The organism is Pseudomonas sp. P5_A2_2 (assembly GCF_054177685.1).
The window spans coordinates 1-10,511 of record NZ_JBGCUL010000095.1 but is presented as its reverse complement, the minus strand read 5'-3'; the positions used below and the strand labels follow the sequence as shown (position 1 = coordinate 10,511).

The window sequence follows — 10,511 nt, the reverse complement described above, 5'->3', positions numbered from 1 at the left end:
GGCCAGTACCGTGCCGGTGGAGGGCATCAGCAGGTGGCCATTGCAACTGCCGAGCATGGCAAAAAAACGGTTCGGCCAGGTGGGGCCTGGCACCGAGGAAAACCAGCGATCACACACGGTGAAATTGCGTGCCAGTCCGTGAATTGCCGGTAACGTATCGTCGGCCGGGGTGGCGCCGAACGGGATGTAGTTCATCGCCCGTTGGGCCATGGATTGCGACCAGGTTTTGTAGACCTTCAGGTCGGCGCGGGCCTTGTCGTAGGCGTCCTGGGCAAAACCGGCGAGTGTAGGGTTGGCCGGGCTGGTCTTGAAGGAGACGCCCAGTTGTTTCTCTACGTTGACGAACTCGTGGCCAAGGTCGAAACCCTCACTGTTACTCGGCGGCAGCGCCGGAGGTAGAGGGGGCGGCGGCGCCCACAGGCTGTAGTTCTCCGGGAACTCCGATGCTTGGGTGATCACCGTCGAACTGCCATTGGCCAGCTTCAGCGCATTGGTGCTGGGTGCGTGACGGTCGATACCGTCACACGCCGGGTTGATGCGGGTGTAATCCCCCAGCAGATGATCGAATGACCGGTTTTCCATCATCAGCACGACAACGTGCTCAATCCCGGCGGGCCAGTTGTTCGGCATGGTTCGCTCCTTGATATGAAGTCTCTGTTTCGATCTTGCGGGTTTCACGGCAATCCTTTCCCTTCATCTTCACGCTCCCTGTAATCCACCCGATAATTTGCCACGTAACTATCCACAGCCGCCCCAATCGTAGGAAAAAACGCCGTCTCCCCCAGCCGCGCAAACAACCCGAACCGCTTGAGCTTGTCCTTGACCGGGTCCTTCATCTCGGCAATGCACAACTCGATACCCGCCGCGTGCAGGGTGTCGTCCAGTTCGGCCAGCATGTCGGCGGAGGTCACGTCCACGCTGGTGACCGGCCCTGCGGCGACCACCAGCCAGCGCACCGGCGTGGGCGATGCCGCCACGGCGTCCAGCACTCGGTCATGGAACAGCTCGGCGTTGGCGAAAAACAAGGGCGCATCCCAGCGAAACAGGACCAGGCCGGGGATCAGGCGCGCGTCGGGGTAGCGTTTGATGTCGTGGTAGCCCTTGACCCCGTCGGCGCGGCCCAATACCGCGGAGTACGGGCGCCAGCCGTCCCAGAGGAATTCTATGACGGCAATCACGATAGCCAGGCCGATGCCCTCGATCGCGCCGAACACCGCTACGCCGACCGTACAGACGATCGACAGCCAGCATTCCCAGCGCTGGATGCGATAGATCCGGCGCAGGTCGGTGATCTCGATCAAGCCAATGGCCGAGGCGATCACGACCGCCGCCAGGGCGCTGGACGGTAAATGTTGCAGCAGGTCCGGCGCCACCACCAGCAGCAAGGCAACCGCCAGTGCGCCGACGACGCCGGTCATTTGGGTTTTGGCTCCGGCGGCTTCGGCCACGGGCGTACGTGACGAGCTGCTGCTGATCGGGAAGCCTTGGAAAAAACCGGCAGCCAGGTTGGCGATGCCGAGGCCCACCATTTCCTGGTTCGGGTTGACGTAGGTTCGGGTCCGCGCCGCATAGACACGGGACAGCACGCTGGTGTCGGCGAACGAGACAAGGGCGACGGCGCAACCGCCGATCAACACCGGGACGATATCGGCGCTGGTGATCCAGGGGATGGCGAAACCGGGCAAACCTTGCGGGAGCGAACCGAGGACCGACACACCGGCGCGTGTCGCAAGGTCGAGCACACCCACGGCGACTGTCGCTCCTGCCACGGCGATCAGGATGCCCGGCAACCGCGGCCACCTTTTGAGGAGCAGGATCACCGCCAGGGTGAGCCCGCCCACCATGAAGGTGGTCCAGTTGACTTTACCCTCCATCACCGCTGAGGCGATGGACCATAAGTCTCTCAATGGACCGTTGGACTCAATCGAAAAACCGAACAGCTTGGGCAGTTGGCTGATCAATACGGTCAGTGCGATCCCATTCATGTAACCGTAGCGGATCGGTTTGGACAGAAGCTCGGTCACAAAACCCAGGCGCGCGATACCGGCCAGGATACACACCGCTCCCGAGACGATCGCCATCATCCCCGCCAGGGCGACGGCACGCTGCGGGTCGCCGCCGGAGAGTGGAAGGATGACGGCAAGAATGACGGCCACCAGGGAGGAATCCGGCCCCATCACCAGAATTCGACTGGGGCCGAACAAGGCATAGAACAGCAGCGGAACGATGGTCGCGTAGAGGCCATAAATGCCCGGCACGCCCGAGGCCACCGCATAGGCGATACCGACGGGCACCAGCATCGTGGTCAGCACCAGGCCGGCCACGATGTCGTAACGCAACCATGCCGGTTGATACTCGCGCAGCATGCCCAGCCCCGGTAGCCAGCGGCGCCAACCGGTCTGTTCATCCCGGCGGGCTATCCGGCCCGGCTCCGGGAGCGGAGGCGAAGCATCTGAATGGCTCATAAAACCGCCCTCTTTGATGGACGATGCAGACTAGGCGATATCGAAGTGATCTCAGTGTAGCTATTGCTTCGAATACGCCATCACTGGAAGCTGGTCACCTAAAGGACCTGGAAGCCGACATGAAATTCGACCTCGCCTACTGCCTCAGCCTCAACGACAAGTTGTCGATCTACGACGTTCGGGATCTGAATTTCGACGAGACGATGGATTTCGATTCCGCCAGGGAACACTTCCAGTGCCCCAACGATGCCTGTCGCCTGGCGTTCGATGCGGCCAATGAGCTGGGCACGTTCAACGCGAAGAATGTGAATTACGTACGCACGCCGCACTTCAAGAACTTGCCAAGTACGCGGCATGTCGAGGGTTGCCCTTATGTCAGCTTGAAGACGCCTACGTCGGGTGTGGACGAGACGGAAACGGATGACAGCCGCGAGGAAAATTTCCCGTCGGAATTGTTACTGACTCGCCGTGAGTATGTGCGTAAGCCATCCAGCCCGAAGGTCGCGGCGGACGGGCTGCGGGATGAGTCGCCAACGCCTTCGGTGACCAGCAACGTCGAGCAGCCGAGCAAGGAATCGGCCCCGGACAAGACCAGCGTCTTCGCCCATCCGGTGGAGTGTTTCGTGTCGAACTTCGACGACAAGGATTTGCTCAAGCGCGTGCCGCTGAAGATTGGCGAGCACACCGCGCCTTACGGGTCGTTTTTCAAGAAGATCGAATACCTGCAAGACAACAAGGGGCTGATTTACTGGGGCAAGGTCAAGGAGATCAAGGACTACACCCAGAGCTTTCGCATCGACTTCGAGAAGAAGGTCTGGCTCGAGAAAAAGCCGTACTCGGTCAATGTCTACCTGAGCAAGAAACTCATCGACAGCTACCGCAAGCGCAAGGCGTTCCTGGAAGAGATCAAACACGCCATCGAGAGCGGGCGGGAGTTGTACTGCTTCTTTTATGGCGTGACGCCCGAGCTGAAGCAGGTGCCGAGCAAGAAAAACCCCGAGCAGACGTTCGGGGTGTTCAGCGCCAACATTGAAAACCTGGATCACTTTATCGTGCGGGAAGCGCCGGGGTTGGAGGGCAAGTAATACGAAGCGCAGCGTTGGTTCATTGCGAATTGAGCTCCCTTTGCAGCGCCCATATCTCCCGCTTCACTTCCATACGTCGATCCAGTGCAGTCTGGATGCCTGATGCGTCGAGGCCGCAGTATCGACGTAACCAGTGAGCCATCATTTCCGAATCCGGGTAGAAATAGTCTTTATGGCCTTTGCTGTTTCTTGGGTAGTCATTCATTTCGCCGTCGAAGCGCTCTGCAGAAATCTCGTCCGGCGGTAAAGAGCCCCGCTCAGCGGCAACACCCTGAAAAACCCAGGCGATTTCATCGATGTGTTTTTGCGCACTGCGATGGCTGCGCCGGTACAGGATGAACTGGCTGCAATTTTCTTGAAAGCGTTCCATCATCGGCTCGTCATCGACCCACTGAAGGATGTCGAACTGCCCTGCATGGCGTATCAGCCCGCTAATCCAGCGATCAGTAAAACGCTGAACAAACCCCTCGACGTCGGCCTTTTTGGCATCGGCGAAGATCATGCAGTAACGAGTCGGGATGTGAATGGCGAACAGCACATGTTTGCGTTGAACAGTGACGGCATGGACCAGCCACTGTTCGGCGGACTCATCAGGCTCATCGTCTTCTATGACGGGCGATGGTGGACTTTCCACCCTGGTGACTTTCTTGCCCTTGTGCACACGACTGAAGAATTTGCTGGCCGCTTCGGTGCAGTTGAAAATCAGCATCCCTGGTTCTCGGGTATTGGTTGGTCAGTCCTGCGGGACGATCTCGTCGACCCATTCAAGTTCGTAGGGCTGGCGAACAACCTCGGCAATGTATCTCAGCGCATCTTCGCTGAGAGTTGATAGCTCTGCCTCGGTCAGCAAGTCATGCATGACCATCAGCCACAAGCCCCGGAGCGCACTTGAACGGGATTGGCTGTTGTAGTCAAACGCCTGGGCCATATCCTTGTTTCGATCATGGATCATGCCGTAAAGCATGCCGTAGCGGGCATGAGCCGACAATGCGCCATGTTCTGCAATAGCCTTGGCATCGGCAAGAACACCTTGGCAGAAACGGTCGAGCGCAATCTTGCGCAGTTCCTTGAACTTCTTCCAGTCGCTTTCGAGGATCGGCATGAGATTCTCCTGCATGAAAACCTGAACAGTGCGAAGCGCTATTCTTGCGAAAAAAACCGCCTTTACCAACCCTCAATTCGCGTCGTGATTCCCTGGCGACTTCGACAGTTTCCCCACGCATCGGGACAGTCACCGCTCGTCCGGCCGAAAAGAAACTTCAAAAATTGCATTTGATCTCGGCTCAAAACAACTGTACAAAAACACAGTATATTTTGACCAATACTCTCGAGCCCGGAGAACACCATGGCCTCTCAAGCGATGAAAATCACCCTGGAACGTATCGCCCTCTTCCAATTCACCCCGGCCCACTGCGCCCAGGCCCGAGCGATGCTGGGCTGGAGTATGCAAGAGCTGTCGCGGGAATCCCGGGTTTCGGTGGAGGCCATTCAACGCTTCGAGGCGCGCCAGGAGGTGCTGGATGTCACACGTCTGGCACTGGCCTATCGGTTCGAATCGGAGGGGTTGGCGTTCTTCCCGGGGTTTGCGCCGGGTCGAGGGATGAATGTGAAGGGGTCGACGCCGAATCCGGTTGGGCGGGCGGATTTTGCGATGGTGGAGTGAGCCAATTCATCGATTGACGATTATTCCCATTTAGGTATATTTTCACATGAGTACAAGGAAGCCACTCCTGTGGGTTAGCAGCAGCAAAAAAGATCTCAAGCAGATGCCCGCAGATGTACAGGACGTTTTTGGCCACGCTCTTGATCTGGCCCAAAGCAGCAAGAAGCACCCGGATGCAAAACCACTGAAAGGTTTTGGTGGTGCTGGAGTCCTTGAGTTGATCGAGGACTTCGATACGAACACCTATCGCGCCGTTTATACCGTTCGTTTTGGCAATGCTGTTTATGTTCTGCACTGTTTTCAGAAAAAGTCGACCACGGGAATCAAAACCGCGCAGTGCGACGTCGATTTGATCAGGAAGAGACTTCAAGCGGCGCAGGAACACGCAAAAGGATCAGAACATGATTGAAATCGAAGAAAGCAGTGGCAACGTCTACGAAGACCTCGGGACACCCAACGCCAATGAAATGCGAGTCAAATCCCAATTGGCCGCAAAAATAGGCGAAATCATCAAGGCTCGTCATTTGACTCAGGTTCAGGCATCCGAAATTTTAGGTCTGTCACAGCCCAAGCTATCTGAAATGTTGCGCGGAAAATTTCGTGGGATCAGTGAGGCCAAGATGATGGAATGCCTGTTACTTCTCGGGCGTGATGTGCAAATCGTGGTCAAGTCGGCCCCGCGCTCACGCAAAGAAGGCCGAATTGACGTGGTTTTTAGCTGAGGTCTACACCTCAGCTAACTGCACTACGCGTTATGAGCGACCACCCGATCACTCTCCCCTTCCACCGCCAGCCACCACGCCCCACCGCGCTGCGGATGCATCAGGTTGAACGCCTCGCCCATCTGCGGTGTGGTGATCGATACGTTGCGTTCCCAGGCCAGGGCCAGGATGCGGTCGAAGGGTTCGTACCAGGCGTGCATCGACAGGTCGAAGGTGCCGTTGTGGATGGGCAGTAGCCAGCGGCCCTTGAGGTCGAGGTGGGCTTGCAGGGTTTGTTCGGGTTGCATGTGCACGTGCGGCCAGTCGACGTTGTAGGCACCGGTTTCCATCAGAGTCAGGTCGAATGGGCCGTACTGTTCGCCGATGCGTTTGAAGCCGTCGAAGTAGCCGCTGTCGCCGCTGAAGAAGATGCGTGAGTCGCCGTCGATCATCACCCACGAGGCCCAGAGGGTGCTGTTGCTGTCGAACAGGCCACGACCGGAAAAGTGCTGCGACGGGGTGGCGATGAACTGGATGCCATCGACTTCCGTGCCTTGCCACCAATCCAGCTGGCGGATTTTGCTGGCGTCGATGCCCCATTTGATCAGGGTGTCGCCTACGCCCAGCGGGGTAAGGAAATATTTGGTCTTGTTCGCGAGCTTGAGCACGGCCGCATGATCCAGGTGGTCATAGTGATCGTGGGACAGGATCACCGCTTCGATCGGTGGCAATTCTTCCAGGCTGATCGGTGGCTGGTGGAAACGCTTGGGGCCGGCCCACTGCACGGGCGAGGCGCGCTCGGCGAAGACCGGGTCGGTGATCCAGAACTTGTCGCGCAGCTTGAGCAACACCGTGGAGTGGCCCAGGCGATAGACGCTGTTGTTGGGCGCTGCGATCAACGCGGCTTGAGTCAGGGCTTGTACCGGGACGGGCGCGCTCGGGCGGGTGTTTTGCGGTTTGTGGAACAGCGCGTTCCACAGGATGCCCATGGTTTTGCCAAAGCTTAAACGTTGCACCGGCGTGAAGTTTTGGTACTGCCCTTGAGCCTGTCGGGACGCTTCAGGTGTGGAGGCGTTGTCCGCCGGGGAGTTTGAATTGGCCATGACTGAATGACTCCAGAAAAACCGCGCATGACGCGATTTTCCGCTTTGGGACGATAAATGGCCAAGGCACGCACGCATCAGCCGGACTTTCTATTTTTACTGGGCAGGATTAACAAAACATTACACTGCACAGTGTAGTTTCTAGGTTGCATCAAAGTCGATGACAAGTAAACTGCTGAGTGTAATTCTCCTCTTCCTCCTGCCGAAGCGTACTTATGACAGCTCCACAGCGCCTCACCGACCGAAAACGCCAAGCGATCATTCAAGCGGCGATCAACGAATTCCGTGACAACGGTTTCGAGATCACCAGCATGGACAAGATTGCTGCCACTGCCGGTGTGTCGAAGCGCACGGTGTACAACCACTTCCCCAGCAAGGAAGAGTTGTTCGCAGAAATCCTCAATCAGCTATGGATCCGGGTGACGGCGGAACAGGAAACGTCCTACCGTTCCGACCAGCCGCTACGCGAGCAGTTGCGTTCGCTGCTGATGGCCAAGCTGCAAATGATGGGCGATGACAATTTTCTCGACCTGGCGCGGGTGGCGATAGCGGCGACGATTCATTCCCCGGAGCGGGCGCAGGATATGGTGGCGCGAATGGGCGAACGCGAAGAAGGGCTGACAGTGTGGATTCGGGCCGCTCAAGCGGATGGCCGATTGAAGGCCGTGGCTCCCGAATTCGCCGCTCAACAGATCCATGGCCTGCTCAAGTCTTTTGCATTCTGGCCGCAGATTTCCATGGGGCAACCCGGCTTGTCAGCCGAAGAACAACACCGGGTGGCCGAGTCCGCGCTAGACATGTTTCTGGCCTGCTATCAGGTGCAATAAATGACAAGGTCAACGGCGGTGTCGAAGGATTGATGGCGCTGACTTGAATGGCGCAATGTGTTTCAGAATGAAACTGGCACTGAGGCTATAGTGAGCCTCAGTCCCAGCGCCAAACAGAGAGCATCATGACCAGCACCAGCCACGAAACCGCCGCCCACGTCGATCACCTGCGTTTCCATCGCCCTCATGCCCACCTCGCGCCGACCTTTGGCAATGACAAGTTTGCCCTGCGCGCCGAAGCCTTTGCGCGGTTCTTTGGCACACCGACTTTTCTCGGTGCACAAACGCTGATCGTGGTGGTCTGGGTGTGCCTCAACCTTTCCGGTTTCACCCACTTCGATTTGTACCCGTTCATCCTGCTCAACCTGGCTTTCAGCTTGCAATCGGCCTACGCCGCACCATTGATTCTGTTAGCCCAGACGCGTCAGGCCGCCCGGGACAAAGCCCAATCCGATGCCGATGCGCAGCACCGCGAAGCGCTGGCGACCGCCAACAGTGAGCGACAGGCGCAGGCCGCGAAAAACACTGCGCAACTGCTGGAGTTGCTTGAGCAGAACACCCGTCTCACGGAGATGACCAAGGCCCTCACCGAGCGCATCGAAAACCTGACTACGGAAATGCATCAGCACTTCGTGCGCAAGAATGAGCCTAAGGCCTGAATGGCTTCACGGCTGTTTCAGCGCCCGTCCCAACTCATCGAACAAGGTGACCACCGAGCGCAAGGCGCGGCAGTCGGGACGGGTCAGCAGCCATAGCGTGGTGTCGTATCCGTGCAACGGCTCGCCCAGCGGCTGTAATCCGTCGCCGATCAAAAAGTCCGGCAGCGCCGCTATACCCAGCCCCGCCCTGACCAGCTCGGTCACCGACAGCATGCTGTTGCAGCGATAGCCCGGCGTTACCCCCGGCAAAGCCTGGCGACGCCAGGTAACGGTCGGGTGATCGGGCAGGAAGTCATCCGGGGCGATCCAGGTCAATGCGGCCAGATCGGTGGTGTTGACCGATCGCAGGTATCGCTCGCTGGCACACACGCGGTAGGAAACATCCGCCAGCCGCCGTCCCACCAGATGCTCCGGAGGCGTGCGGGTCAGGCGCAGGGCGATATCGGCATCCCGGCGGCTGAGGTTGGCAAAATCATTGGACGTGCTGAGTTCGAGGGTCAGCGCCGGATAGTTCGGCATGAACTGCGCCAGCGCCGGCAACAGCAAACCTTGCAGGACCGAATCGGTACAGGTCAGGCGCACGATGCCACTGATCACTTCACCGCCCTGCTCGACACCAATGCGCGCCGCCTCCAGTGCCTGCTCGGCGCGCTCGGCCTGTTCCGCCAGGGACTGCGCCAGGGTGGTGGGCAGGTAACCGGCGCGGCTTTTTTCGAACAGTTGCCGACCCAGCGCAGCCTCCAGCCGGCGCACCGCTCGAAACACCGTCGAGACATCCACCCTCAGCAGTTGCGCGGCCCGGGCCAGAGAGCCGCCGCGCACCAGAGCGAGGATCAGGGCCAGGTCCGGGTAGTCCAGTCGATAGTGCGTCGCTGCATTGATCACTTGGGAAAACGCCAATATTGAATGCGTGAACGCCAATCTATAGTGGGCACCAGCAATCAACAAGTGTAGAGGCCTCGCATGGAAACCCGCCCGATTCGCATCGCCCTGATCGGCGACTACGACCCACAAGTCACCGCCCACCAGGCCATTCCCGTCGCCCTCGAAAGGGTCGCCGAACACACGGGCCTGAACCTGCACTGGCACTGGCTCGCCACCGATGAAATCCACGCCGAGACAGCGCTGCACACATTCGACGGTTTCTGGTGTGTGCCAGCCAGCCCGTACCGCAACACGGACGGTGCATTGCGGGCGATTCGTTTTGCCCGCGAACAGCGGCGACCTTTCCTCGGCACCTGCGGCGGTTTTCAACACGCGGTGCTGGAATATGCGCGCAATGTGCTGGGCTGGTCGGATGCCGAACACGGCGAGACTTCGCCCGATGCAGCACGGGCGCTGCTGACACCGCTGACGTGCGCGCTGGTGGAAGCGGTCGATACCATTCATTTACGTGAAGGCTCGTTGATCGCCCAGGCGTACGAAAGCTCCGAGATTCGTGAAGGCTATCGCTGTCGTTATGGCGTGAATCCGCAGTTCGAAGGGGAGTTGCTCAAGCGCGAACTTCACGCCGTCGGCCACGATTCGGAACACGGACTGCGGGCGGTGGAACTCAGCGGTCATCCGTTCTTTGTCGCGACTTTGTTCCAACCCGAGCGGGCGGCGCTCAAGGGCATCTTGCCGCCGTTGGTGAACGCCTTTGTCGAGGCCTGTGCGGGGCGCTCGGCATGATCGCCGATACGCCAGCGACGCCTTACTACGCGGTGATCTTCACCTCACTGCGCACCGAGGGCGATTTGGGTTACGCCGAAGCGGCCGCACGGATGCTGGAACTGGTCCGTGAACAGCCAGGGTTTCTCGGGGTGGAGTCGGCGCGGGGCGAGGATGGGCTTGGCATTACGGTGTCGTACTGGGCCAGTGAGGAGGCGATTCTGGCGTGGAAACATCATCCGGAGCATACGGCCATTCGCGAGCGTGGGCGCTCGACCTGGTATGCGCGGTGTCATACACGGGTGTGCCGGGTTGAGCGGGCTTATGGGTTCAGCCTGTAATTGATGCGGTGTTATTC

General features: G+C 58.9%; 14 protein-coding genes. 8 read left to right on the top strand and 6 right to left on the bottom strand.

The window, feature by feature from the left end:
• Together ACXRVY_RS09545 and ACXRVY_RS09540 are read right to left on the bottom strand one after the other, a co-directional pair.
• On the bottom strand, positions 1-630 hold a 630-nt coding region (locus ACXRVY_RS09545; protein WP_458237297.1), incomplete at its 3' end, for an alkaline phosphatase family protein.
• Positions 631-674: 44 nt separating this feature from the next.
• Positions 675-2,465, bottom strand: coding sequence for a SulP family inorganic anion transporter (locus ACXRVY_RS09540; RefSeq protein WP_223459329.1), 1,791 nt, complete (start codon positions 2,463-2,465; stop codon positions 675-677).
• Positions 2,466-2,584: 119 nt separating this feature from the next.
• On the opposite strand from ACXRVY_RS09540, the gene ACXRVY_RS09535 reads away from it, so the two are divergent.
• A complete protein-coding gene (locus ACXRVY_RS09535) occupies positions 2,585-3,550 on the top strand; it encodes a hypothetical protein (protein ID WP_223459331.1) in 966 nt (321 codons plus the stop codon).
• A 19-nt stretch (positions 3,551-3,569) separates the two neighbouring features.
• Here ACXRVY_RS09535 and ACXRVY_RS09530 read toward each other — a convergent pair whose 3' ends face one another.
• Complete coding sequence (locus tag ACXRVY_RS09530) at positions 3,570-4,259, bottom strand: DUF6933 domain-containing protein (protein ID WP_223459333.1); 690 nt, start codon at positions 4,257-4,259, stop codon at positions 3,570-3,572.
• Positions 4,260-4,283: 24 nt separating this feature from the next.
• Entirely contained in the window at positions 4,284-4,652 is a 369-nt protein-coding gene (locus tag ACXRVY_RS09525; protein WP_223459335.1) for a hypothetical protein, read from the bottom strand.
• Positions 4,653-4,895: 243 nt separating this feature from the next.
• Here ACXRVY_RS09525 and ACXRVY_RS09520 point away from each other — a divergent pair, with 243 nt between their 5' ends.
• From ACXRVY_RS09520 to ACXRVY_RS09510, 3 genes are read left to right on the top strand one after another with little or no spacing between them, the layout of a single operon-like run.
• Entirely contained in the window at positions 4,896-5,213 is a 318-nt protein-coding gene (locus tag ACXRVY_RS09520; protein ID WP_223459337.1) for a helix-turn-helix domain-containing protein, read from the top strand.
• A 46-nt stretch (positions 5,214-5,259) separates the two neighbouring features.
• On the top strand, positions 5,260-5,622 hold the full coding sequence (locus ACXRVY_RS09515; RefSeq protein WP_263289677.1) for a type II toxin-antitoxin system RelE/ParE family toxin: 363 nt from the start codon (positions 5,260-5,262) through the stop codon (positions 5,620-5,622).
• On the top strand, positions 5,615-5,935 hold the full coding sequence (locus ACXRVY_RS09510; protein ID WP_223459339.1) for a helix-turn-helix domain-containing protein: 321 nt from the start codon (positions 5,615-5,617) through the stop codon (positions 5,933-5,935). Before ACXRVY_RS09515 ends, ACXRVY_RS09510 begins: the two co-directional genes overlap by 8 nt.
• Positions 5,936-5,958: 23 nt before the next feature.
• Here ACXRVY_RS09510 and ACXRVY_RS09505 read toward each other — a convergent pair whose 3' ends face one another.
• Positions 5,959-7,017, bottom strand: a complete 1,059-nt coding sequence (locus ACXRVY_RS09505) for an MBL fold metallo-hydrolase (protein ID WP_223459341.1) — start codon at positions 7,015-7,017, stop codon at positions 5,959-5,961.
• Positions 7,018-7,232: 215 nt separating this feature from the next.
• Here ACXRVY_RS09505 and ACXRVY_RS09500 point away from each other — a divergent pair, with 215 nt between their 5' ends.
• Positions 7,233-7,844 (top strand): TetR/AcrR family transcriptional regulator, encoded by a 612-nt coding sequence (locus tag ACXRVY_RS09500; protein ID WP_223459343.1) that lies wholly within the window; start codon positions 7,233-7,235, stop codon positions 7,842-7,844.
• Positions 7,845-7,969: 125 nt separating this feature from the next.
• Entirely contained in the window at positions 7,970-8,503 is a 534-nt protein-coding gene (locus ACXRVY_RS09495) for a DUF1003 domain-containing protein (RefSeq protein ID WP_223459345.1), read from the top strand.
• A 6-nt stretch (positions 8,504-8,509) separates the two neighbouring features.
• On the opposite strand, the gene ACXRVY_RS09490 is transcribed toward ACXRVY_RS09495, so the two are convergent.
• The gene (locus ACXRVY_RS09490; RefSeq protein WP_223459347.1) at positions 8,510-9,451 is read right to left on the bottom strand and encodes a LysR family transcriptional regulator; all 942 of its coding nucleotides are present in this window, start codon (positions 9,449-9,451) and stop codon (positions 8,510-8,512) included.
• 15 nt (positions 9,452-9,466) lie between these two features.
• On the opposite strand from ACXRVY_RS09490, the gene ACXRVY_RS09485 reads away from it, so the two are divergent.
• Positions 9,467-10,174 carry a CTP synthase C-terminal region-related (seleno)protein gene (locus ACXRVY_RS09485; RefSeq protein ID WP_223459349.1) on the top strand — a complete coding sequence of 236 codons (708 nt, stop codon included), beginning with the start codon at positions 9,467-9,469 and terminating at the stop codon, positions 10,172-10,174.
• Positions 10,171-10,494, top strand: a complete 324-nt coding sequence (locus ACXRVY_RS09480; RefSeq protein WP_223459352.1) for an antibiotic biosynthesis monooxygenase family protein — start codon at positions 10,171-10,173, stop codon at positions 10,492-10,494. Before ACXRVY_RS09485 ends, ACXRVY_RS09480 begins: the two co-directional genes overlap by 4 nt.
• Positions 10,495-10,511: the final 17 nt, after the last annotated feature.

Bases quoted from the DNA above. Each gene is read 5' to 3' on its own strand.
- ACXRVY_RS09535 (WP_223459331.1), top strand. From the start codon at position 2,585: ATGAAATTCGACCTCGCCTACTGCCTCAGCCTCAACGACAAGTTGTCG.
- ACXRVY_RS09540 (WP_223459329.1), bottom strand. From the start codon at position 2,465: ATGAGCCATTCAGATGCTTCGCCTCCGCTCCCGGAGCCGGGCCGGATA.
- ACXRVY_RS09480 (WP_223459352.1), top strand. From the start codon at position 10,171: ATGATCGCCGATACGCCAGCGACGCCTTACTACGCGGTGATCTTCACC.
- ACXRVY_RS09510 (WP_223459339.1), top strand. From the start codon at position 5,615: ATGATTGAAATCGAAGAAAGCAGTGGCAACGTCTACGAAGACCTCGGG.
- ACXRVY_RS09485 (WP_223459349.1), top strand. From the start codon at position 9,467: ATGGAAACCCGCCCGATTCGCATCGCCCTGATCGGCGACTACGACCCA.
- ACXRVY_RS09515 (WP_263289677.1), top strand. From the start codon at position 5,260: ATGAGTACAAGGAAGCCACTCCTGTGGGTTAGCAGCAGCAAAAAAGAT.
- ACXRVY_RS09500 (WP_223459343.1), top strand. From the start codon at position 7,233: ATGACAGCTCCACAGCGCCTCACCGACCGAAAACGCCAAGCGATCATT.
- ACXRVY_RS09505 (WP_223459341.1), bottom strand. From the start codon at position 7,017: ATGGCCAATTCAAACTCCCCGGCGGACAACGCCTCCACACCTGAAGCG.
- ACXRVY_RS09520 (WP_223459337.1), top strand. From the start codon at position 4,896: ATGGCCTCTCAAGCGATGAAAATCACCCTGGAACGTATCGCCCTCTTC.
- ACXRVY_RS09495 (WP_223459345.1), top strand. From the start codon at position 7,970: ATGACCAGCACCAGCCACGAAACCGCCGCCCACGTCGATCACCTGCGT.
- ACXRVY_RS09525 (WP_223459335.1), bottom strand. From the start codon at position 4,652: ATGCCGATCCTCGAAAGCGACTGGAAGAAGTTCAAGGAACTGCGCAAG.
- ACXRVY_RS09530 (WP_223459333.1), bottom strand. From the start codon at position 4,259: ATGCTGATTTTCAACTGCACCGAAGCGGCCAGCAAATTCTTCAGTCGT.